The 22770-nt window shown below is 69.7% G+C and carries 22 protein-coding genes and 1 tRNA gene; 14 read left to right on the top strand and 9 right to left on the bottom strand.

The genetic code is table 11. From position 1 onward, the window contains the following. Positions 1-23 precede the first annotated feature (23 nt). Both AC07OA_RS04545 and AC07OA_RS04540 read right to left on the bottom strand, forming a co-directional pair. Complete coding sequence (locus tag AC07OA_RS04545) at positions 24-326, bottom strand: winged helix-turn-helix domain-containing protein (RefSeq protein WP_494662568.1); 303 nt, start codon at positions 324-326, stop codon at positions 24-26. 2 nt (positions 327-328) lie between these two features. After that, positions 329-892 (bottom strand): hypothetical protein, encoded by a 564-nt coding sequence (locus AC07OA_RS04540; RefSeq protein WP_494662567.1) that lies wholly within the window; start codon positions 890-892, stop codon positions 329-331. A gap of 189 nt (positions 893-1081) precedes the next feature. Between AC07OA_RS04540 and AC07OA_RS04535 the strand changes: the two genes are divergently transcribed. Continuing rightward, positions 1082-3493, top strand: coding sequence for a membrane-bound PQQ-dependent dehydrogenase, glucose/quinate/shikimate family (locus tag AC07OA_RS04535; protein WP_494662566.1), 2412 nt, complete (start codon positions 1082-1084; stop codon positions 3491-3493). A gap of 3 nt (positions 3494-3496) precedes the next feature. Here the strand turns inward: AC07OA_RS04535 and AC07OA_RS04530 are convergent, their stop codons facing one another. Next, positions 3497-4240, bottom strand: a complete 744-nt coding sequence (locus AC07OA_RS04530; RefSeq protein ID WP_494662565.1) for a DUF6065 family protein — start codon at positions 4238-4240, stop codon at positions 3497-3499. A gap of 72 nt (positions 4241-4312) precedes the next feature. Between AC07OA_RS04530 and AC07OA_RS04525 the strand changes: the two genes are divergently transcribed. The 5 genes from AC07OA_RS04525 (at position 4313) to AC07OA_RS04505 (ending at position 7902) form a co-directional block, all read left to right on the top strand. Next, entirely contained in the window at positions 4313-4819 is a 507-nt protein-coding gene (locus AC07OA_RS04525; protein ID WP_494662564.1) for a prolyl-tRNA synthetase associated domain-containing protein, read from the top strand. Positions 4820-4944: 125 nt separating this feature from the next. Continuing rightward, positions 4945-5859 (top strand): tetratricopeptide repeat protein, encoded by a 915-nt coding sequence (locus AC07OA_RS04520; RefSeq protein WP_494662563.1) that lies wholly within the window; start codon positions 4945-4947, stop codon positions 5857-5859. Positions 5860-5894: 35 nt separating this feature from the next. Continuing rightward, positions 5895-6554 (top strand): LON peptidase substrate-binding domain-containing protein, encoded by a 660-nt coding sequence (locus AC07OA_RS04515; protein ID WP_494662562.1) that lies wholly within the window; start codon positions 5895-5897, stop codon positions 6552-6554. Positions 6555-6609: 55 nt separating this feature from the next. Continuing rightward, positions 6610-6810 carry a Trm112 family protein gene (locus AC07OA_RS04510; RefSeq protein ID WP_494662561.1) on the top strand — a complete coding sequence of 67 codons (201 nt, stop codon included), beginning with the start codon at positions 6610-6612 and terminating at the stop codon, positions 6808-6810. Continuing rightward, entirely contained in the window at positions 6811-7902 is a 1092-nt protein-coding gene (locus AC07OA_RS04505; RefSeq protein ID WP_494662560.1) for an acyltransferase family protein, read from the top strand. Here AC07OA_RS04505 and AC07OA_RS04500 read toward each other — a convergent pair. Further along, complete coding sequence (locus tag AC07OA_RS04500) at positions 7899-9101, bottom strand: MFS transporter (protein ID WP_494662559.1); 1203 nt, start codon at positions 9099-9101, stop codon at positions 7899-7901. The genes AC07OA_RS04505 and AC07OA_RS04500 overlap by 4 nt on opposite strands. A gap of 79 nt (positions 9102-9180) precedes the next feature. Further along, positions 9181-10431, bottom strand: a complete 1251-nt coding sequence (locus tag AC07OA_RS04495; RefSeq protein WP_494662558.1) for a UbiH/UbiF/VisC/COQ6 family ubiquinone biosynthesis hydroxylase — start codon at positions 10429-10431, stop codon at positions 9181-9183. Between the two features lie 81 nt (positions 10432-10512). Between AC07OA_RS04495 and AC07OA_RS04490 the strand changes: the two genes are divergently transcribed. Next, positions 10513-11085 carry a cysteine hydrolase family protein gene (locus AC07OA_RS04490; protein ID WP_494662557.1) on the top strand — a complete coding sequence of 191 codons (573 nt, stop codon included), beginning with the start codon at positions 10513-10515 and terminating at the stop codon, positions 11083-11085. Here the strand turns inward: AC07OA_RS04490 and AC07OA_RS04485 are convergent. Both AC07OA_RS04485 and AC07OA_RS04480 read right to left on the bottom strand, forming a co-directional pair. Beyond that, positions 11082-11513, bottom strand: a complete 432-nt coding sequence (locus AC07OA_RS04485; protein ID WP_494662556.1) for an acyl-CoA thioesterase — start codon at positions 11511-11513, stop codon at positions 11082-11084. The genes AC07OA_RS04490 and AC07OA_RS04485 overlap by 4 nt on opposite strands. After that, entirely contained in the window at positions 11514-11798 is a 285-nt protein-coding gene (locus AC07OA_RS04480; RefSeq protein ID WP_494662555.1) for a zinc-finger domain-containing protein, read from the bottom strand. Between the two features lie 122 nt (positions 11799-11920). Between AC07OA_RS04480 and AC07OA_RS04475 the strand changes: the two genes are divergently transcribed. From AC07OA_RS04475 to AC07OA_RS04455, 5 genes are all read left to right on the top strand, one after another. Continuing rightward, entirely contained in the window at positions 11921-12883 is a 963-nt protein-coding gene (locus AC07OA_RS04475) for an ABC transporter ATP-binding protein (protein WP_494662554.1), read from the top strand. Between the two features lie 241 nt (positions 12884-13124). Next, on the top strand, positions 13125-14168 hold the full coding sequence (locus tag AC07OA_RS04470) for a purine nucleoside permease (RefSeq protein ID WP_494662553.1): 1044 nt from the start codon (positions 13125-13127) through the stop codon (positions 14166-14168). Positions 14169-14170: 2 nt separating this feature from the next. Further along, positions 14171-15487, top strand: a complete 1317-nt coding sequence (locus AC07OA_RS04465; protein WP_494662552.1) for an NCS2 family permease — start codon at positions 14171-14173, stop codon at positions 15485-15487. A gap of 60 nt (positions 15488-15547) precedes the next feature. Next, positions 15548-15624 (top strand) — tRNA-Arg (locus AC07OA_RS04460). A 138-nt stretch (positions 15625-15762) separates the two neighbouring features. After that, positions 15763-16644, top strand: coding sequence for a dienelactone hydrolase family protein (locus tag AC07OA_RS04455; RefSeq protein ID WP_494662551.1), 882 nt, complete (start codon positions 15763-15765; stop codon positions 16642-16644). Between the two features lie 108 nt (positions 16645-16752). Here the strand turns inward: AC07OA_RS04455 and AC07OA_RS04450 are convergent, their stop codons facing one another. Both AC07OA_RS04450 and AC07OA_RS04445 read right to left on the bottom strand, forming a co-directional pair. Continuing rightward, complete coding sequence (locus AC07OA_RS04450; protein ID WP_494662550.1) at positions 16753-19188, bottom strand: TonB-dependent receptor; 2436 nt, start codon at positions 19186-19188, stop codon at positions 16753-16755. Positions 19189-19305: 117 nt separating this feature from the next. After that, positions 19306-20508, bottom strand: a complete 1203-nt coding sequence (locus AC07OA_RS04445) for an acyl-CoA dehydrogenase family protein (RefSeq protein ID WP_494662549.1) — start codon at positions 20506-20508, stop codon at positions 19306-19308. 173 nt (positions 20509-20681) lie between these two features. Between AC07OA_RS04445 and AC07OA_RS04440 the strand changes: the two genes are divergently transcribed. Both AC07OA_RS04440 and AC07OA_RS04435 read left to right on the top strand, forming a co-directional pair. Continuing rightward, positions 20682-21410: a helix-turn-helix transcriptional regulator gene (locus AC07OA_RS04440; RefSeq protein ID WP_494662548.1), complete on the top strand. Its 729-nt coding sequence runs from the start codon at positions 20682-20684 to the stop codon at positions 21408-21410. A gap of 188 nt (positions 21411-21598) precedes the next feature. Continuing rightward, positions 21599-22762, top strand: coding sequence for an MFS transporter (locus AC07OA_RS04435; RefSeq protein ID WP_494662547.1), 1164 nt, complete (start codon positions 21599-21601; stop codon positions 22760-22762). Positions 22763-22770 lie beyond the last annotated feature (8 nt).

Raw genomic sequence — 22770 nt, 5'->3', positions numbered from 1 at the left:
CGGCCGGAATTGCGGGTGAAGGCTCAGTCGCCGTCCACCCCGTCGACCACGGCGCGCAGATAGTCGACGTGGCGGCGGAAGGCCTTGCGGCCGGTGGGGGTCAGGGCCACGCGGGTGCGGGGCTTCTTGCCGACGAAATCCTTGGCGATCTCGACATAGCCGGCCTTTTCCAAGGTGGTCAGGTGGCTGCCCAGATTGCCGTCGGTGGCCTGGGTCACCGCCTTGAGGCGGGCGAACTCCACAGGGTCGGCGTCGCGCTCGGCATGCAGAGCGGCCATGATTTTCAGCCGAAGCGGCTGGTGGATCAGCTCGTCCAGTTCGGCCATGCTCAGCCCCTCCGCAGCCACAGGCCCGAGACGAACAGCCCGCCGCCGCCGACCGCCGCCATCCAGAAGGCGAGCCAAGGCTGGAAGGCGTAGTAGCCGACCAGGCTGGCGGCGAAGATCGCCGCGCCCACCCACAGGTAGCGGGGCGCGAAGACGATGCCGACCCCCGCATAGACCAGCCCCGTCACCAGGCCCGGATAGACAATGGCCGCCTCCAGCGAGGGGTGGAACAGCGAGTAGGTGGCCGACATGAAGGCCAGGATCGCGAAGGTGCCCGCCATGATCTTCCAGCCTTGCCCCGGCTGAGCCTTGACCCCGGCCCGGGCCTGGCCTCGGCGGCTGAGCAGCAGGGTGGCGGCGATGCCGATCACGTCCGCCACCAGCCAGGTCAGGCCCCACCGCTCGGGCGGCAGCAGGCCCATGGCCGAATAGCCCAGCGCCCAGACCACGCCCCAGCTCATCATGATCGGGCCGGCGATCTGGTAGCCCTTCAGCACGCGGCCGCGGCCGGCGGTGCTCTCGATATCGGCCAGCGCGGACGCCGCCTCGTTCCTCGAAATGCCCATCTCGCATCCCTCCTTCGGTTCGCGCTCAAAGCGCTCTGTGATGCAGAGTTATCATGCACCATTACTCTGTCAAGCAGAGTTCTCTCCAAGCATGAAGTTCTCGCACGGTCGTCGTCCGCACGGGGGAACCGATGGCTCGTCGAACATGTTCAGTTCCCGCGCGGTCGCGGTCGAGTTCGGAGCATGGTCATGGCGTCCCTTTCAGCATCCCGGACGGGGAGCGGCGCTTGGGCCGCCGTGCTCCTGGGCGTCGTCTTCGCCCTGATCGGCCTGACCCTGCTCGTCGGCGGCGCCTGGCTGGTCGCCCTGGGCGGCTCGCCCTACTACGTCCTGGCGGGCCTGGGGCTGCTGGCCTCGGGCGGATTGCTGGTCCGGCGAAGGGCCCTGGGGGTCTGGATCTATGTCGGCGTCTTCGTGGCCACGGTGCTGTGGGCGCTGTGGGAGGCGGGGCTGAACGGGTGGGCTCTGGTGCCGCGCGTCGTCGCTCCGACCGTGCTGCTGATCCTGGCCCTGGCCGTGCTGCCCACCGTCGATCCCGGCGCGCCTGGCCGCAAGCGGACGCTGGTCGGCTTCGCGGCCCTGGCCGTGTTCCTGCTGATCGGCGGGGTGGTGGTGGCCCAGGCCAATCGCGCCAGGGTGGACGGGGCGCTGCCCGCCGTGGCGTCCATGACCGACAACGACCCGGCCCTGATGCGGGTCGGCGCCGACTGGCCCGCTTACGGCGGCACCCATGCCGGCCAGCGCTATTCGCCGCTGGCCCAGCTGAACGCCGACAACGTCAAGAACCTGGCCCGGGTCTGGATGATCCGCACCGGCGACATGCCCAGCGCGGCCGCCCAAGGCAAGTACGGGGCCGAGAACACGCCGCTGAAGGTGGGAAACACCCTCTATCTCTGCACCCCCAAGAACATCATGATGGCCATCGACGCGGCCACGGGCCAGACCCGCTGGCGCCACGACCCCAAGGTGCCCGACGAGGCCATCCCCTACACCGCCGCCTGCCGGGGCGTGTCCTACTACGCCGTGCCCGACGCCGATCCTGCCCAGGCGTGCTCGACCCGGGTGATCGAAGGCACGCTGGACGCCCGCCTGATCGCGGTCGACGCCCGCACCGGCGCTCCGTGCGCCGATTTCGGCCAGAACGGCCAGGTCTCGACCGCCGTCGGCTTCGGTCCCTCGGCGGCTGGCATGCTGTCGATCACCTCGGCGCCGACCATCGTGCGCGGCGTGATCGTCACCGGCCATCAGGTGCTGGACGGCCAGCGGCGCGACGCGCCGTCGGGCACGATCCAGGGCTTCGACGCCGTCACCGGCGCCCTGCGCTGGGCCTGGGACATGACCCGTCCGGACATCGCGGCCCTGCCCCCCGAAGGCCAGACCTACACCAAGGGCACGCCCAACATGTGGACCACGGCCACCGGCGACGAGGCCCTGGGCCTGGTCTATCTGCCGCTGGGCGTCTCGGCCGCCGACTACTGGAGCTCCAGCCGCTCGCCGTTGGAGAAGGAATTCTCCACCTCGCTGGTCGCCTTGGACGTGGCCACTGGCAAGCCGCGCTGGAAGTTCCAGACCGTGCACAACGACGTCTGGGACTACGACCTGGGCTCGCAGGGCACGCTGATCGATTTCCCCACCGCCGGCGGCCCGGTTCCGGCCGTGGTGCTGCCCAGCAAGAAGGGCGACATCTATGTGCTGGACCGCCGCACCGGTCAGCCGCTGGTTCCGGTGCAGGAGCGCGCCGTGCCGCAGGGCGGGCTGGAGCCTGCTCAACGCACCGCGACCCAGCCGTTCTCGCTGTTCCACACCCTGCGCAAGCCGGACCTGACCGAAAAGCAGATGTGGGGCATGTCGCCGATCGACCAGATGGTCTGCCGCATCCAGTTCAAGCGGGCCAAGTACGACGGCTTCTACACCCCGCCCGTCGCCGACCGTCGCTACATCGAATATCCCGGCTACAACGGCGGTTCGGACTGGGGCGGCGTGGCCGTCGATCCCAGTCGCGGCGTGATCGTCGCCAACTACAACGACATGCCCAACTACAACCGCCTGGTGCCGCGCAAGGAGGCCGACGCCAAGGGCTGGACCCCGCGCGGCGACGCCCGTGGGGGCTCGATGAAGAAGAGCGCGGAAGGCGCGGGCGACCCGCAGGTGGGCACGCCCTACGCCATCGACGTCAACGCCGGCTGGCGCCTGCCCTTCACGGGCCTCCTCTGCAAGGAACCGCCCTACGGCGGCCTGAGGGCCGTCGACTTGAAGACGGGCAAGACCCTGTGGGACCGGCCCCTCGGCTCGGCCCGCACCAACGGTCCGTTCGGGATCCCCTCGCATCTGCCGCTTGAGATCGGCACGCCCAACAACGGCGGGGCGGTGGTCACGGCCGGCGGCCTGGTGTTCGTGGCGGCCACGACCGACAACCTGATCCGGGCCATCGACCTGAAGACCGGCAAGACCGTCTGGCAGGACGTGCTCCCGGCCGGCGGCCAGGCCACGCCCATGACCTACGAGGTCGGCGGCAAGCAGTACCTGGTCATCATGACCGGCGGGCACCACTTCATGGAGACCCCGATCGGCGACCAGGTCATCGCCTACGCGCTGAAATAGCGGCTACCCCAGCTTCGGCTGTTTCAGCCGGCGCTTGTTGACGTGGGCCGAGGGGGCGGGGGCTTCGATCTCCTCGGGATATTCGCCCTTGAAGTAGAAGCGCTGCCAGGCCTCCTTCATCGCTTCGGGGTCGCGCTTGAAGATGCGGGTGTTGAACTCGCCGCGCTTGGCGGCCCAGGCGTCGTACTGGCCGCGCAGGTCGGGGTTGGAGTTCATCGAGCGGATCACCGGCTGGACCTGCTCCAGCGGCTTGTCCTGGATCATCATGAAGAAGCAGAACGGCTCGCCCTTCTCGAACCGTACCGTGCCCGGGCGGGTGAAGATCCAGTTCATCGTGAAGGGGAAGGGCAGCCAGTCGGTCTCGACCAGGCCCGCCAGCGGCTGGATGCCGTCCTTGACGTGGTTGGGCGGACCCATGGTCCAGATCGACCAGCCCGGCGGGGTCTTGAACAGATAGCCGGTATGGAACGTCACCGTGCCGCGCGAGAAGTGCGACTTCACAAAGTCGTCGAAGCCCGGATGCGGATGGTCGGCGCGGAAGGTGATGCAGTTCTGGTGCGCTCCGCCGTCCCAGGTGGCGGTGAAGCCGACCGGGCACAGGATCTCCCAGCCGGTGGTGTTGGCCATGGTCAGCGGCAGGCAGCGATAGGGGTGGCGGTCGGCGAAATGGTCCATCCACGCCCGCTGCGGCCGGCCCGGCACGATCTCGGGCGGGCGGGGCTCGGTGGGGTAGCACTCCAGTTCCATGCCGGCTCTCTTCTTCCCTCGCTGGTCTTGGAGTCTGGTCTAGCGGCCCACGGCTCGGCTAGGAAGTCCCCCATGAAAAGCCGCGCCGACCTGTTCGCCTTTCTCGACGCCCACGGCGTCGCCCATTCCACCCTCGACCATCCCCCGGTGTTCCGGGTGGAAGAGGGGCTGGAGATCAAGGCGGCCCTGCCCGGCGGCCACACCAAGAACCTGTTCCTCAAGGACGCCAAGGGTCAGCTGTGGCTGATCTCGGCCCTGGGCGAGACGACCATTGACCTCAAGCGCCTGCACACGGTGATCGGCTCGGCCCGGCTGTCGTTCGGCAGTCCCGAGCTGATGGTCGAGACCCTGGGCGTGACGCCCGGCTCGGTCACCGCCTTCGGCCTGATCAACGACGTCGAGCATCGCGTGCGCTTCGTGCTGGACGCGGCTCTCGCCAAGGCCGATCCGGTCAATTTCCACCCCCTGGGCAACGACGCCACCACGGCCGTCTCGCAGGACGGCTTGCGCCGTTTCCTGGCGGCCCTGGGGATCGCGCCGATGATCGTCGATTTCGACGCCATGGCCGTGGTCCAATAAGCGGCTTGCCCCGATTGCGAACCGCGTCCCGAGGGACCATCTTGGCCGCCGAGGCCGGGGCGGCGTCCCCGGCAAGATCCATCCCGCGCCCCGCGCGTTGAAGACCCGCGTACCAGAGAGATCCCATGGCCCTGATCGGCGACACTCCCCCTCCCATCCAGGCCGGCGGCGCCACGAAGAGCCCGCACATCAAGGACGGGACCGACGCCAGCTTCATGGCCGACGTGATCGAGGCGTCGAAGACCCAGCCGGTCATTGTCGACTTCTGGGCCACCTGGTGTGGCCCCTGCCGTCAGCTGACCCCGGCCCTGGAAAAGGCGGTCAACGCCGCCGGCGGGGCGGTCAAGCTGGTCAAGATCGACGTCGACAAGAACCCCGGCTATTCGGGCCAGCTGCGCGTGCAGTCGATTCCGACGGTCTACGCCTTCGTCAACGGCCAGCCGGTCGACGGCTTCCAGGGCGCCCTGCCCGAGAGCCAGGTCAAGGCGTTCATCGACCGCGTGGCCGGTCCTCCGCCCGAGAGCGACATCGACGCTCTGCTGGCCATGGCCAAGGAGTCGGTCGATCTGGGCGACCTGGGCGGCGCGGCCCAGGCCTATGCCCAGGTCCTGCAGATGGACCCGGCCAACCTCAAGGCAATCGGAGGCCTGGCCAAGTGCTACCTCTCGGCCGGCGACCTGGAAGGCGCGGCCGAGGTGGCGGCCACCGCCCCGGCGGGCGCCAAGGACCCGGACCTGGAAAGCGTGCGCGCCGCCCTGGCCCTGGCCGAGGACGCCCCGTCCGAGACCGCGCCGTTCGAAAAGCGCCTGGCCGCCGATCCCGACGACCACGAGGCCCGCTTCGAGCTGGCCAAGGCCCTGGCCGGCGCCGGCCATCTTCAGGCCGCTTCGGACCATCTTCTGACCATCATCGAACGCGACCGTGCCTGGAACGACGAGGCGGCCCGCAAGCAGCTGCTGACCGTGTTCGAAGCCGCCGGCTACGCGTCGGAGGTAGCCAAGGCCGGTCGCAAGCGGTTGTCGTCGATCCTGTTCAGCTAGGCCGTCATTTCCGCCGGATTACCAAGGAGCGCCGTATGCCGGGAGTCTATCGAAGGGCCGACGACCTGCCGCTGGTGATCCCGGTGTTCCCGCTGGACGGCGCCCTGCTGCTGCCCGGCGGCCAGCTGCCGCTGAACATCTTCGAGCCGCGCTACCTCAACATGTTCGACGACGCCATGTCGGGCGAGCGGATCATCGGCATGGTCCAGACCCGGCCGGGCGGCGACCTCGAGCGTCCGAACCTGGCGCCGGTGGGGTGCGCGGGCCGGGTGACCAGCTTCGCCGAGACCAGCGACGGCCGCTATCTCGTCACCCTGACCGGAGTGTGCCGCTTCCGGGTGGGCGAGGAGCTGCCGGCTCGCTCGCCCTACCGCCAGGTGCGCGCCGACTTCACCGCCTTCGAGGACGACCTGCACGAGGACCAGCCCTCGACCGTCTCCGGCGATCCGTCCTCGCTGCTGGACGCCCTGCGCCGCTATCTGGACCATCGGGGCCTGGCCATCGACTGGTCCAGCGCCGAGGCCGCGCCGTCCGACGCCCTGATCAACAGCCTGGCCATGGCCCTGCCGTTCGAGCCGGTCGAGAAGCAGGCCCTGCTGGAAGCGCCCACTCTCGCCGACCGCCGCGAGACCCTGGTGGCCCTGCTGGAGATCGACGCCGCCGGCGACGACGAGGAGCCCGGTACACTGCAATAGGGGACGCTGCAGTAGGGGGTGTGCGGCTGTTCCAAAACCGCTTAGAAACGCAGCCATGACCGCCGCACCGCCTCCGCCGCCCGCCGATCTGGATCCGCGCCTCCTGGAGGTGCTGGTCTGTCCCGTCACCCGCGCGCCGCTGTTCTATGACCGCGCCCGGGGCGAGCTGGTCAGCAATTCGGCCAAGCTGGCCTATCCGATCCGCGACGGCGTGCCGATCATGCTGCCCGAGGAAGCCCGGAACCTGGAAGACTAGGTGACCGACGCCCGGCCCCGCCTCGCATCCCTGGATGTGCTCCGGGGCCTGACGATCGTCGGCATGATCGTCGTCAATTCGGCGGCCTTCTGGTTCTACGCCGAGAACGCGCCGGTGTTTCCGGCCCTGATGCACGCCCATTGGCGCGGCTACACCCTGGCCGACGCGGTGTTCCCGGCCTTCGTGTTCATGACCGGGGTGTCGATCCCCCTGGCCCTGGGCCGTGCGGGCGAGGGGCTTTCCGCTCCCACCTTGCGGCGACTGCTGGTCCGGGCCGGACGCCTGTTCCTGCTGGGCGTGATCCTGTCCAACATCTTCTGGATGGCCACGCCCGACAGCGTGATCTTCCGGCCCATGGGCGTGCTGCAGCGCCTGGCCCTGGCCTTCCTGGGCGCGGCCGTTCTCTACAAGCTCCTGGGGCCGCGCGCTCGTCTGGCGCTCGCCGTGGTCCTGTTGCTGGCCTACTGGCCGCTGTGCCTGGCGCCCTATCCGGGCGGGCACGCCGACCTGGCCACGCCCGGCGCCAATCTGGTGGGCTGGATCGACCGCATCCTGCTGGGCGGTCACACCTATGTGAAGGGACCGCTGGGCTACGACCCCGAGGGCCTGGTCTCGACCCTGCCGGCCATCGCCCAGGCCCTGCTGGGCGTGGCGGCCGGCGAATGGCTGATCAACCGGCGCGGACCTCTCGGCTTGCTGGCGGCCGGTGTCGTCCTCGTGGCCGCCGGCCTGGCCTGGGGCCTGGTCTTCCCGATCTCCAAGGAGCTGTGGACGTCCAGTTTCGTCCTGCTGTCGACCGGGGTCCCGATGATCCTGCTGGCCGGCCTGCACTGGCTGCTGGACCTCAAGGGCGTCCGCCTGCCCGGCACGCGCGTCCTGTCCGACTTCGGGATCAACGCCGTCTTCGCCTACAGCCTGCACATGCTGACCTCGGAGGTTCCGGGCGCGGGTGTGCTGAAGATCGCCTACGGATGGGCCACGCCCCTGGTCGGCCCGGAGACCGCCGCCCTGATCCCGATCGCGGCCTATGTCGCCCTGATCTGGCTGGTGCTGGCCTATATGCGGCGCAAGGGCTGGGTGGTGAAGGTCTAGACCTTCGCCGGCCAGGCCTTGCGGCCCGCCAGCTGCAGCCCCAGCGCCACCAGGGCGCAGGCCGCGCCGAGGGCGCAGACCGCCGACCAGCCGGCCAGGTTCCAGGCCAGGGTCGCGCCGGCCGATCCGGCCGCGCCGCCGAGGAAGCTCACGCCCATGAAGATGGTGTTGATCCGCGCTCGCGCCTCGGGCCGCAGGGCGTAGACCAGGTGCTGGTTGGAGATCAGCGAGCCCTGGACGGCGAAGTCCATCACGATCACTCCGACGATCAGCCCGGCCAGGGCGTTCCACAGGCCGAAGATCAGCCAGGACACGACGCAGAGCCCGGCGCCGAGCAGGATCACCAGGTGGGGGCCGCGCTTGTCGGCGATCCGCCCGGCCAGGGGCGCGGCCAGTATGCCCACGGCCCCGACCACGCCGAACAGGCCGGCGACGTCGGCGCCCAGGCCAAAGCGCGGCTCCTTCAGATGCAGGGCCAGGATGGTCCAGAACATGGTGAAGCCGGAAAACAGCAGGGCCTGGGTGATGGCCGCGCGGCGCAGGGTGGGCAGGGCCGTCCACAGCTCGCCCAGCGATTTCAGCAGAGCGCCGTAGCCCAGGTTCCCGCTGGCGGGGCGACTGCGCGGCAGGACCGCGGCCATCAGGGCGCAGGCGACCAGGGCCATGGGCGCGCCCAGCCAGAACATCGCCCGCCATCCCAGATGGGTGGCCACGAAGCCCGCCAGGGTGCGGCTCAGCAGGATGCCGCACAGCAGCCCCGCCATCACCGTGCCGATGGTCGCGCCGCGCCGCTCGGGCGTCGATAGGTGGGCGGCGAACGGCACGATCTGCTGGGCCGCCGTGGCGCTGAACCCGACCACCAGCGAGGCCAGGATCACCAGGCCCACGTTGGGCGCCAGGGCGATGGCGATCAGGCCGGCGGCCAGCACCAGGAACTGGGTGAGGATCACGCTTCGCCGTTCCAGAAGGTCGCCCAAGGGCACCAGCAGGAACAGGCCCAGGGCGTAGCCCAGCTGGGTCGCGGTGGGGATGAAGCCGGCCACGGTCTGGCCGGGGAAGTCGGCCTCGATCACCCCCAGCATCGGCTGGTTGTAATAGATGTTGGCGACCGCGACGCCCGTGGCGACCGCCATGGCCAGGGTTAGGCCCCGACCCAAGGCCGGCTGGCTCGGGGCGTCGGTGGCGGTCTGGGAGGTCATGCAAGCAACTCCGGCGCGTCGATGCGTCTAGGTCGGGCGTGTTACGCCTCGCCGCAAGGGCGCGCTTGAAAGATCCCGTCTAGATCCCCACGCCCCGCAGCAGCTTGGGCAGGTCGCCCACCCCGCCGCCGGCCTCGTGCATGAAGAACCGCCGAGCGGGGGCGATGCGGTTGACGGCCGCCATGCCCACCCCGCGCGCCAGACGCAGCAGCGGGTTGTCGTTGGAGAACAATCGCACGAAGCCGTCGAAGGCCAGGGCGTTGGAAACGTTGTCGAACCGCCGCCAGCGGGCGTAGCGCTCCAGGGTCGCCTCAGCCCCGATGTCCTCGCCGTTGCGCAGGGCCTCGGCCACCACCTCGGCCAGGGCGGCGGCGTCCTTGAGACCGAGATTCAACCCCTGGCCGGCGATGGGGTGCACCCCGTGGGCGGCGTCGCCGATCAGGGCCAGGCGCGGGGCGACCAGCCGCTCGGCCAGCGACAGCGACAGCGGATAGACGAAGGTCGGGCCGGCCATCTCGACCGCGCCCAGGAACTCGCCGAACCGCCGCATCAGGTGGCTGTGGAAGGCTTCGGGCGAGGCGTGGCGCAGGGCCTCGGCCCGGTCGGTGCTCTCGGTCCACACCAGGCTGGCGCGATTGTCCGTAAGCGGAAGAATGGCGAACGGGCCGCTGGGCAGGAAATATTCGTGGGCCACGCCCTGGTGCGGATGCTGCATCCGGACGGTGGCCACCACCCCGCTCTGGCCGTAGCTCCAGCCGATGTCGCCGATGCCGGCGGCCTTGCGCAGCACGCCGTTGCGCCCCTCGGCGCTGACCACCAGCGGGGCCGACAGGGTCCGGCCGTCCGTCAGGGTCAGGGTCGCGCCGGCGGCGGTGACCTCCAGCCCCTTGGCGCCGACAGGGGCCAGCACTTCGACGCCCTTGTCGATCACGGTCTGGGCCAGGGCCGCGCGGATCTGGCGGTTCTCGATCAGATAGCCCAGGGGTTCGCCCTCGGAGCGGTCGGCGATCTCGCCGCTGTCGAACCGCAGGAAGAACGGCGAGGGGCCGCCCGAGGCCGGACCCGGGGCCTTGCCGTCGGTGACCAGGATCTGCTCGATCCGCTGGACGTGGGGCGCGAGCGCCTCGCCGGCCCCGATCGCCCTCCACTGCCGGAACGACGAATAGGCGATGGCCGACGAGCGCCCGTCGAAGCTTTCCGCCAGCTGGGCGTCGAACGGCTGGGGATCGACCAGCAGGGCTTTCACCCCCGCCGAGGCCAGGGCGAGCGCCAGGGTGGTTCCGGCCATGCCGGCTCCGGCGATGATGACGTCGGCGTCGTGGTCGCGCATGGGCGGATATGGCGCGCGGCGGGCGGTGGTGTCCAGAGGGCGCGGCTTGCGGCCGCCTGGGCTTGCGCGCAAGCTGGACCGATGAGTTCCACGTCCGCCGCGCCGCCGTCCGGCCCCGTCGCCCTGATCCTGATCGACATGCAGCGCGGCATGCTGCCCGAAAACACCGGTCCCCGGAACAATCCCGGCGCCGAGGACAACATGGCGCGCCTGCTGGAGACCTGGCGGGCGCGGGGGCTGCCCATCGTCCACGTGCGCCACATGTCCCGGTCGCCGAGCGGCTCCTTCTGGCCGGGCTTGCCGAACTGCGAGTTCCAGCCGCGCTTCCAGCCCCTGCCGACCGAGCACCGGATGGAGAAGAACGTCAGCGACGCCTTCGCCAACAGCGGCCTGGAGCGCTGGCTGCGGCTGCGCGACATCTCGCGCCTGGTGATCGTGGGCGTCAGCACCAACAATTCGGTGGAGGCCACGGTGCGGGCGGCCTTCTGCCTGGGCTTCCAGGTCACCCTGCCGGGCGACGCCTGCTACACCTACGACAAGGTCGACATCCTGGGCGTGGCCAGGCCCGCCGAGGATTGGCACGTGACGACGCTGTCGAACCTGCACGGCGAATACGCGACCGTGACCTCCACCGAAGCGGTGATCTCGGCCTAGGGCAGCGGCCGGGGCTTCCGGTCTTCTCCGATGGCCACGAAGGTGAACACCCCTTGGGTCACCTTGTGCGCCTGCTCGGCGTCGCGGCGGCGGCGCCAGGCCTCGACCTGGATCTTCAGCGAGGTGCGGCCCACGTGGACGACCTTGGCGAACAGGCTGACCTCGTCGCCGACGAACACCGGGCTGATGAAGGTCATGCCGTCGATGGCGATGGTGGCGCAGCGGCCGTTGGCGCGGTGGAAGGCCACCGAGGCGGCCGCCAGGTCCATCTGCGACAGCAGCCAGCCGCCGAAGATGTCGCCCTCGGGGTTGGTGTCGGACGGCATGGCGATGGCGCGCAGCACCGGGGCCTCGTGCGGCCATTCGGCGGCTTCCCAGGCCTTGGCCAGGGTCTCGGCGCGCTGGGTCGTTGGAACCTGGTCGGTCACCTAGTGGCCGCCGGAGCCTTCGTAGACGCCGGGCGCCAGCTGCTCGTCCTCGTCGTGGCCGGCGGCGGTCGAGGCCACGAAGCGGCGGTCGCAATAGGAGCAGTCGACGAAGCCGGCCGCGCCCATTTCCAGCCAGACGCGGGGGTGACCCAGCGCCCCGCCGACGCCATCGCAGGCGATGCGGTGCGAGCGGACCATGATGGTTTCCGGCGCGGGGCCGGCGCCGATCTCGACGACGGCGGGCTCCATGGCGGTGGGAGCGGTGGTCTTGGCCTTGCGCGCCATGTTCGTAAAACCCTTGAAATCCAGACGCGGCCTTGGCGTGGCGACGTTGCAGGCATACCTATGCGACCAGTCGCGGCGCCGTCAATTGAAGCCGCCCGTTCCTTTTCCGATCTGGACGCTCCATGGACCTGCCCGCCTACGCGATCGAAGCCGAAGGCCTGTTCAAGACCTATCCCGCCACCAAGACCGCGCCCGAGAAGCGCGCGCTCAACGGCATCGACCTGAAGGTGCCGCGCGGCTCGATCTTCGGCCTGCTGGGTCCGAACGGCGCGGGCAAGTCGACCTTCATCAACATCCTGGCGGGCCTCACCCGCAAGTCGTCGGGCACGGTGAAGATCTGGGGCCGCGACATCGACGAGCGCCCGCGCGACGCCCGCGCCGCCATCGGGGTGGTGCCGCAAGAGCTGGCCGCCGACGTCTTCTTCACCCCGCGCGAATCGCTGGAGGTCCAGGCCGGCTTCTACGGCGTGCCCAAGAACGAGCGCCGCACGACCGAGCTGCTCAACGCCCTGGGCCTGGGCGACAAGGCCGACGCCTATGTGCGCCAGCTGTCGGGCGGCATGAAGCGGCGTTTGATGGTGGCCAAGGCCATGGTCCACCAGCCGCCGGTGCTGATCCTGGACGAGCCCACAGCCGGGGTCGATGTCGAGCTGCGCCGCCAGCTGTGGAGCTATGTCACGGGCCTGAACCAGCTGGGCGTGACCATCGTGCTCACCACCCACTACCTGGAAGAGGCCCAGGAGCTGTGCGACCAGATCGCCATCGTCAATCGCGGCGAGGTGGTCGTGAACGAGCCGACGGCCAAATTGCTCAGCCGCATGGACATCCGCAACGTGGTGGTCACGCCCGAGGAGCCGGTGACGGCCGCGCCGCTGCTGCCGGGCTTCGAGAGCAAGCTGCGGGCGGGCGGGGCGTTCAGCGTCTCGTACCGCACGGGCCAGTCCAGCGTGGAGCAGGTGCTGGCGGCGGTCCGCGCCGAGGGGCTGAAGATCAAGGACATCGCCACCGAGGATCCGGACCTGGAGGATGTGTTCGTGTCGCTGACCTATGGGGATCCGAACGCCAAGGATCCGTTGAAGACTTAGGTAGCACCTCACTTGCCCCCACCTGACGGCTTCGCCGTCTGTCCGCCCCCGTAGGGGGCGGAGGACCTGAACGCGGGCCCTCTTCCCCCTGCGGGGGAAGACGACCGCGAAGCGGTCCGTAGGGGGCAAGTGTTCGCCGTCGAGGCGCCGGAAGCTCTATCTCACCCTCCCGCCGATCCCCGATTGCGCCGAACGCCGCATCGGTGGAGTTTGCGCCCCAGTTTTCGGGCGTGAGGGCGGTATGCGGACATTTCTCATTCGGATCGTGATGGCTCTGGCCCTGGCGGCCGGCCTCGGCGGCGTGGCTATGGCCAAGCCGATCCCGATCAAGGTCGTGGTCGTCACCACCTTCGAGATCGGGGCCGACACCGGCGACATGGCCGGCGAGTTCCAGCCCTGGGTCGAGGGCTGGCCGCTCAAGCACGAAATCACCATCCCGGGTGTCCGCCACGTGGCCCGCTATTCCGACGACGGCGTGCTGGCCATCGTCAGCGACATGCGCGGCCGGGCGCGCGACAGCGTCGCGGCCCTGATCCTGTCGGACCAGTTCGACCTGACCCACGCCTATTGGCTAGTGGCCGGCATCGCCGGGACCGATCCCAAGGTCGCCTCGCTGGGCAGCGCCGCCTGGGCCCGTTACGTGGTCGACGCCGACCCGATCTACGAGGTCGATGCGCGCGACATGCCCGCCGGCTGGCCCTACGGCCTCTATTCCAACGACGCCGAGCGCCCCAATGTGAAGGGCAAGGCCGAAGGCTCCAGCGCCATGGTCTGGACCCTGGACAAGGGCCTGGTCGACTGGGCCTACGCCCTGACCAAGGACGTCAAGCTGCCCGATCCGCCCGGCCTGCAGGCCCTGCGCGCGCCCTACAAGGGCGACCCCGAGGGCCAGCGCCCGCCGTTCGTGCTGAAGGGCGACGCCCTGGGCACGGTGCGCTTCTGGCACGGCGACCGTCTGACCCAGTGGGCCGAGGACTGGGTCAAGCTCTGGACCGACGGGGCCGGAACCTTCACCATGACCGACTGCGAAGACCAGGGGATCCTCGACGTGCTCGACGCCCACGCCACGTCTGGAAGGATCGACCGCAAGCGCGTCCTGGTGCTGCGCACGGCCAGCAACTATTCGCGCGGCCCTCAAGGCCAGCAGAGCCTGCCGCACGTGTTCCACGGCGAAGGCCTGACGGCCAGCTTCGACTCCGCCTTCCGCGTCGGCGGCGTGGTGGTGCGCGAGCTGACCACCCATTGGGACCGCTACGCCGCCGCCGTTCCCGCCGGAGCCCGATAGTCATGCTCGAACGCGTCTTCGGCCTGAAGGCCAATGGGACCAATGTCCGCACCGAGGTGCTGGCCGGCGTCACCACCTTCATGACCATGGCCTATATCGTGGTGGTCAATCCCACGATCCTGGGCGAGGCCGGCATGCCGGTGGCCGCCGTGGCCGCCGCCACGTGCCTGGCCGCCGGCTTCGGCTCGATCCTGATGGGGCTGATCGCCAACTACCCCCTGGCCCTGGCGCCGGGCATGGGGCTGAACGCCTATTTCACCTACACCGTGGTCAAGGGCATGGGCGTGCCGTGGCAGGTGGCGCTGGGCTGCGTCTTCCTGTCGGGCGTGGCCTTCCTGATCCTGACCCTGGCGGGCGTGCGCCAGATGATCGTGGCGGCCATTCCCAAGCCCCTGTTCGCGGCCGTGGCCGCCGGGGTGGGTCTGTTCATCGCCTTCATCGGCCTGAAGGAGGCCGGGATCATCGTCGCCAATCCCGCCACGACCGTGGCCCTGGGGGATCTCACCACCCCGACCGCCGCCGTGGCGGTGATGGGCCTGGTGCTGATCGCGGTGCTCCAGGCCTGGCGGGTCAAGGGCGCGATCCTGATCGGCATCCTGCTGGCCACCGCCGCGGGCTGGGCCCTGGGCCTGGCCAAGATCGTGCCGGCGACGTCCAGCCTGTCGGAACTGACCGCCACCGCCTTCAAGATGGACGTGGCCGGCGCCTTCCACCTGCAGGGCGGCATGGCCCTGGCCATGCTCGAGATCGTCTTCGTCTTCCTGTTCGTCGACCTGTTCGACAATGTCGGCACCCTGGTGGCGGTGACCAAGAAGGCCGGCCTCCAGGCGCCCGACGGCTCGATCCCGCGCCTGAACCGCATCCTGCTGGCCGACTCGGCCGCCACCATGGTCGGCGCGGCGGCCGGCACCTCGACGGTGACCAGCTATATCGAGAGCGCCGCGGGCGTCACCGCCGGCGGCCGCACCGGCCTGACGGCGGTGGTGGTCGGGATCCTGTTCCTGGTCACCCTGTTCTTCGCGCCCCTGGTCCAGGCCATCCCGGCCGCCGCCACCGCCCCGGCCCTGATCCTGGTCGGGGCCATGATGGTGGGCGCCCTGGTCGACGTGGACTGGGCCGACCCCACCGTGGCCATCCCCGCCTTCCTGACGCTGGTGACCATCCCGCTGACCTTCTCGATCGCCAACGGCCTGGCCTTCGGCATCACCAGCTATGCGGTGCTCAAGCTCCTGACCGGCAAGATCAGGAAGGGCGACTGGCTGCTGCTGATCCTGGCGGCGCTGTTCGTCGTCCGCTTCATCTATCTGGCGAAAGGCTAGCAAAGACCCGTTTGCGCCAGCGCGGCCTTTCGGCTAAGACCGCGCTTCCGCAAGGCGGAAGCACCCGTAGCTCAGCTGGATAGAGCGTTGCCCTCCGAAGGCAAAGGTCACACGTTCGAATCGTGTCGGGTGCGCCAGCCTCTCTGACGAGGCCCCCCAAACCATCTCCCTTCCGCGCCGTTTAGGCGTTGAAACCTTCGGGCCGTTCGGTCACCGATAGGCGGCTCGCCACGGGCGCGTGTTCGCGCCCTCCCGCCTCGACGGAGACTGCTCGCATGTGTGACGACGATATCCACCCCGGCCTGGTCCACGATCCCCGCCTGTCGCGGCGGACCTTCGGTCTGGCGGCCGCGGCCCTCGGCGGGGTCGCCGCCACGACGGCTCATGCCGGCGCGCCGGTGGTCGAGAAGGACGTCGAGATCAAGACGCCCGACGGCGTGGCCGACGCGGCGCTGTTCTACCCGGAAGGCCCCAAGGGGAAGAATGGGGGCAAGTGGCCGGCCGTGCTGGTCTGGCCCGACGTGATGAGCCTGCGGCCGGTGTTCCGCGACATGGCCCGGCGCCTGGCGGGCGAGGGCTATGTGGTGCTGGTCCCCAACCTCTACTACCGGGCCAAGAAGGCGCCGGTGATCGAGGGCACGTTCAACTTCGCCAATCCCGAGGATCGCGCCAAGTTGACCCCGCTGCGGGCCACGGTGACGCCGGAGGGCACCGACCGCGACGCCACCGCCTATGTCGCCTTCCTCGACGCCCAGCCCCAGACCGACAAGGGTAGGAAGGTCGGCGTCCAGGGCTATTGCATGGGCGGCCCGCTGGCGTTCCGGACGGCGGCGATCGCGCCGGGCCGGATCGCGGCCGTGGCCAGCTTCCACGGCGGCGGTCTGGTCACCGACCAGCCGACCAGCCCGCACCTGCTGATCCCCAAGACCCACGCGTCGTTCCTGATCGCCGTCGCCGACAACGACGACAAGCAGGACCCGACCGTGAAGGACAAGCTGAAGGCCGCCTTCGCCGAGGCCAAGCGCCCGGCCACGGTCGAGGTCTACGAGGGCGCGGCCCACGGTTGGACCGTCAAGGGCGGCGCCGTCTACAACGAACCCGCCGCCGAGAAGGCCTGGGCGGAGTTGCTGGCGTTGTACAAGAAGACGCTGGGCTGACGACTCGAAGAAAAGGAGCGCGGCGGTCAGACCGTCGCGCTCCAGGAACCGAAGTCGATGGCGTGCGGGAGGCGTTCGGCGGCCATCACGCCGAAGTCGTCCGGATGATCAGAACTTCACGCCCAGCGACAGGCCGTAGGTGCGCGGCTTGCCGGGGAAGCGGACCACGACGTTGGCGTTGCTGCTGACGGCGGTCCAATAGTACTCGTCGGTGAGGTTGCGGCCCCAGACCGACAGGTCCCAGCCCTTCTCGGGGCTGGAGACGCCGACGCTGGCGTTGAGCAGGCCGTAGCTGTCGATCGCGAACAGCGGATTGCCCTCCAGGTCGGCCGATGACTTGTCCTGCCAGCGGCCGTTCAGGGTCGCGTTCAGCTTCAGGCCGTTGGCCAGGTCGTGGTCGAACAGGGCCGTGAGCCCGCCCTGGAACTTGGGGCTGTAGAGGAACGGCTGGCCGTCGAAGTCCTGCGGCTGGCCGGCGGCGTTGATGCCGGTATAGCCCTTGACCTCGGTGTGCAGCCAGGTGGCCGAGGCGATCAGGGTCAAGTCGCGCACCGGCCGCCAGGTGAGGTCGCCGTCCAGGCCGTAGGCGTTGGAGTCGGGCACGTTGGCCAGGCGCGACAGGGCCGTGTAGATCGGGTCGGCGAAATACACGCTCAGCTGCTTGTCGGTGTAGTCGTAATAGAAGGCGCTGAGATTGAGCTGCACCCGGCGGTCGGCCAGGGCCGCCTTCATCCCCAGCTCGTAGGCGGTCAGCAGCTCCTGATTGGCCGGGGCGTCCTGGGTGGAGATATTGGCCGCGTTGATCGGGGTGACGCCGGCCTTGGCCCCGCGCGAGATCGAGCCGTAGAGCAGGACGTCCTCGCTGGCCTTCCAATCCAGGGCCACGCGCCAGGCCAGGTTGTCCTCGTCCAGCTTGGACTTGACCAGGCCGAAGGTCTTGGTGGCGGGGTCGAAGGTGTTGCACTGGCCCTGGCTGATGGGCGCCACTAGGCCGTAGGCGGCGAAGAACAGGGCGCGGTTGACGACATTGACGTTGGGCAGCATGTCGCCGTTGAAGTCGCGCGAGCAGCCGGCGAAGTCCTGCTTGTCCTGGCTGTAGCGCACGCCCAGCGTCAGCTTCAGGGCGTCGGTCAGCTGGTGGTCGACATTGGCGAAGACGCTCCAGGTGTCGGTCTCGATATTGCCGATGTCCTCGTAGGTGCGGAACGCCTGGCTCATCTGCAGGGGCGTATAGCCGCCGCTGTTGAAGGGCGTGGCCAGCAGGGTCGAGCCGTAATAGCGCACCAGGCCGACATTGGCGTTCTGGCCGAGCAGGGTGCGGTTGCTGTCCAAGAGCTCGTCATGGGCGACATAGGCGCCCACCAGCCACGAGCCCTTGGCGGTCTTGCCCTCGAAATGCAGTTCCTCGGCCGAGGACTCGATCTCGCCGTGGGCGTCCTGGATCAGGATCTCGTAGGGCGCGCCGCTCCAGTCGAAGACGGCGTCGCGGGTCAGCTTGTTGTAGCTGGTCAGCGAGACCAGGCGGACGGAGTCGGTCAGGTCCCAGACCGCCTTCAGCTTGACCGCGTCCATGCGGTCGTCCTCGCGGGCCGGACCGCCGATACCCAGGCCCGCCCCGATGTCGGTCCCCCGCGCGGTGCGCGAGACCCAGTCGGCCTGGCTGGCCTTGGTGGGGGCGTGGGTGGCGATGTAGTTGACCAGCCCCGGGGCGTTGAACGGGCTGGCGGCCGTGGCCGGGGTGAAGCCGATGCCCTGGGCGGCCACCGTGTCGGACTTGTTGATCCAGCCCGAATAGGAAAGTTCGAACTCGGCCTTGTCGGTGGGCTGGAAGGCGATGGCCGCGCGCCAGCCGTCGCGGTGGTTCTCGCCCTGGCGCTCGCCGCGCGTATTGCTGATCTGCCAGCCCTCGTCGCTGTCCTCCGAGCGGAAGGCCAGGCGGCCTTGCAGGCGCGGCGCCAGCGGCCCGCTGACGAAGCCTTCGATATTGTGCGTCTGGTAGTTGCCGCCCTCGACGGTGAAGCCGCCCTCGAACGTCTCGGTGGGCTTGTTGGTCACGAAGTCGACCAGGCCGGCGGTGGTGTTGCGGCCGTAGAGCGTGCCTTGCGGCCCCTTCAGCACCTCGACCCGCTCCAGGTCGAAGATCGGGCCGGTGTTCATGAACGGATAGGCGTAGGCGACCTCGTCGACATAGGTGCCCACGGTCGAGGTGGCCGACAGGTTGATGGTGTTGAAGCCGATGCCACGCAGCGTGTAGGTCGGCACGCCCTGATAGCTCTGCGAGACGGTGAAGCTGGGGGCGATGGCCGTCAGGTCCTTGGGGTCGGTGACCCGCAGCTTCTGCAGCGTCTCGCCGCTGAAGGCCTGGATCGGCATGCCGACGCTGTTGGCGGTCTCTTCGCGGCGCTGGGCCGTGACGACCAGGGTCTCGATGGTGAAGGGCTCGGTCTTCGACGGAGTCTGGGCTTGCGCCCCGGCGGGCAGGGCCGCCAGCAGGGCCAGGGCCGAGACGCTCAAGATCAGCGGCAGACGCGATGGTCCGGACATTGTTGTTCCTCCCTCATGCCGCGCCTTCATGGGACGCTGGCGTTGAGTGGAGCGTGCGGGGCTAGCGCAAGGCGAACAAGCTATCGGAAATGATAGGGGCGCCCTCGCGCGACGCCTTCAAAGCCCCAGGATCTGGCGGGCGATGATGTCGCGCTGGATCTCGCTGGAGCCGCCGTAGATCGAGGCGGCGCGGTTGTTGAGATAGCGGGCCATGGTGGTCAGGCCGTGCTCGGGGCCGATGGGCGTCAGGTTCGAGCCCGCCGCCCGGGCCTGGGGCTGGTGCGGCGCGCCATAGGCCCCCAGGCCGTCGACGGCCAGTTCGTCCAGACGCTGGAGGGCCTCGGAGCCCTGCAGCTTCAGGAGCGAGGAAGCCGGGCCCGGATTGCCGCCGCCGGCCAGGGCGCTCAGCACCCGGCGCTCGGAGATGTCGATGGCCAGGCCCGCGATCTCGGCCTCGGCCAGGCGGCGGCGATGGTCGGGATCGTCGAGCAGGATGTCGGTGGCGTCGCCGGCCTCCTGCTCGGCGCAGGCGCGCAGGCAGCGCTGCATGGCCTCCAGCCCCGGGCCGTAGCCGCCGCCGCGCTCGAATTCCAGAAGGTGCTTGGCCACGGCCCAGCCCTGGTTCTCCCCGCCCAGCCGGTCGGCGACGGGCGTGCGGGCCTCGTCGAAGAACACCTGGTTGACCTCGTGTTCGCCGGCCAGGGTGACGATCGGCTTCACGCTGATGCCCGGATTGTCCATGTCCAGCAGCAGGAAGGTGATCCCCGCCTGAGGCCGGCCCTCCGTCGAGGTGCGCACCAGGCAGAACATCTTGTTGGCCCAGTGGGCGTGGGTGGTCCAGATCTTCGAGCCGGTCAGCACGTAGTCGTCGCCGTCACGCACCGCGCGCAGCGACAGCGAAGCCAGGTCCGACCCCGAGCCGGGCTCGGAATAGCCCTGGCACCAGTAGTCCTCGCCCGACAGAATGCGTGGCAGGTAGTGGGCCTTCTGGGCCGGCGTGCCGAACGCCATGATCGCCGGGGCCACCATCTTCAGCCCCATGGGCGCGAGACTCGGCGCCCCCGCCCGGGCGCATTCGGCGGCGAAGACGTGGCGCTGGATCACGCTCCAGCCGGGTCCGCCGTACTCCACCGGCCAGGACGGGGCGACCCAGCCGCGCGCGTGCAGGATCCTCTGCCAGGCCAGGCTGTGGGCCTTGTCGCTGAAGACGCTGGTCATCCGGCGGCCGGCTTCGGCGAGTTCAGGCGTCAGCTCGGCGTCCAGGAAGGCGCGCACCGCGTCGCGGAAGGCCAGGTCTTCGGCCGACAGTTCAAGCTCCACGCGTCACCTCGCCGGCGTCCCCAGGGGCGGTCTCGCGCCGCTCCGTGCAAGGCTCGTCAAAGCCGCCGGACGGCGCAAGCTATCGGAACTGATAGGGCGTTGACGTCGGGGATCGTTGCGCGACGACCGCCTTGAGATCATCGTCCTCCGGGGCGGAAAAAGAGGCGAGACCCATGGGCGAAAACCTCGCGCTGGTGGAGGATCTGGCGCGGCAGGTCGAGGCTTTGGGCCGGGCCGTGGGCCTGCCGTTCATCGCCGTCAGCGCCGACATCTCCAGCCCCAAGCCCATGCTCGGCGCCGACGGCCGGCCCCTGGCCGAGACCCTGTTCCGCTGGATCGATCCGGAGCTGGAATACTGGCGCGACCGAGCTTTCGCTCTGCGTGCGCCCTTCGTCTTCGCCGCCCGCCTGACCTCCGAGCCGTTCTTCTTCCGCGACGGGCGGCTGGAGACCTGGCGTCCGGCGGCCTGGACCCAGGCGATGGGGGTGATAGAGCCGTGCGACATGTTCGGGGTCGGCACGGCCATCGTCGCCCCGGCCTATCTGCCGCGCGGCACGATCGGGGCGGTGGTTTGGGCCTCGCCCGACGCCGCCGTCGACGTCGGGGCGATCTTCGCCGCGCGGGCCGAGCAGTGCCATTTGCTGGCCCTGCGCCTGACCGCCGCCTACCAGGAGGCGGCCCTGGGCGCGCGCAAGGACATGGCGCGGCTGACCCGCCGCGAGATCCAGTGCCTGAAATGGGCGGCGGCGGGCAAGACCGACGGCGAGATCGCCGCCATCGTCCAGATCGCCACCCCCACGGTCCGCTTCCACATGATCAACGCGGCCGAGAAGCTGGGCGTGGCCGGCCGTTCCCAGACCGTCCATCGCGCCGCCAGCCTGGGCTATATCGGCGCGGCCTGAGCGATCGCGCGTGCTGGGCGCACAAGCGGGCGGAATCCTACAATTTCGGGACGGCTAGGACGTTCAGTCTGCGGCCTCGAGGATCGATCTGTGATCCCGGCGCAAAGATCCCTGTCCCGCAGGTCCCCTAATCCGGGGAAGGGCGGCGCACTAGCTTTGCGGCTCGACATCGTATCGGAGCCCGTATCGTGCCTCTCGCCCTCTACGCCCTGACCGTCGGCGCCTTCGGGATCGGCGTCACCGAATTCGTGATCATGGGCCTGCTGCTGCAGGTCTCGGCCGATCTCGGCGTCTCGATCCCCCAGGCGGGTCTCCTGATGACCGGCTACGCCTTGGGGGTCTTCGTCGGCGCGCCGATCCTGACCATCCTGACCCGCCGACTGCCGCGCAAGACCACCCTGCTGGTGCTGATGGCCATCTTCACCCTGGGCAACATCGCCGCCGCCCTGGCCCCCAGCTACGGCCTGCTGATGGCCGCGCGGATCGTCACCGCCCTGGCCCACGGCACCTTCTTCGGCGTCGGCTCGCTGGTCGCCGTCAGCCTGGTGGCGCCCGAGCGCAAGGCCTCGGCCATCGCCATCATGTTCACGGGCCTGACCCTGGCCACCCTGCTGGGCGTGCCGTTCGGCTCGTGGCTGGGCCTGGCCTATGGCTGGCGCGCCACCTTCTGGGCCGTGGGCGCGATCGGCCTGGTCGCTTTCGTGGTGCTGGCGGCCCTGGTCCCGCGCGAGAAGGACGTCGCCGCGCCGGGTCCACTGCGCGAGGAGTTCGCCGTCCTGGCCCGGCCGCAGGTGCAGATGGGCCTGGTGATGACGGTTCTGGGGTTCGGCGGCGTGTTCGCGGTGTTCACCTATATCCAGCCGATCCTCACCGAACTGGCCGGCTATTCGAAGGACGCGGTCTCGCCGATCCTCTTGGTGTTCGGCGCGGGCCTGGTCGGCGGCAACCTGCTGGGCGGCCGCTGGGCCGACAAGGCCCTGGGGCCGGCCCTGGTGGGGAGTCTGGCGATCCTGACCGTCGTGCTGGTCGCCTCGGCCTTCGGCTTCCATGACCGCATCGGCGCGGTGGTCGCCGCCTTCCTGCTGGGCGCGGCCGCCTTCGCCACGGTGGCGCCGCTGCAGATGCGGGTGCTGTCCCAGGCGGGCGGCGCGGGCCAGGGCCTGGCGTCCAGCCTGAACATCGCCGCCTTCAACCTCGGCAACGCCTTCGGCGCCTGGCTGGGCGGGGCGGTGATCGCCCACGGACCGGGCCTGGCCGCCGTGCCCCTGGTCGCCGCCGTCGTGCCCCTGTCGGCCCTGGCCCTGGCGGGTCTCAGCCTCTCGGTCGAGCGGCGGGCGCTGAAGTTGGCCTGATAGTCCGT

The organism is Caulobacter sp. GW821-FHT09B08 (assembly GCF_059418225.1).
The sequence above is the reverse complement of the archived record's forward strand: the minus strand, read 5'-3'. Positions and strand labels throughout refer to the sequence as shown.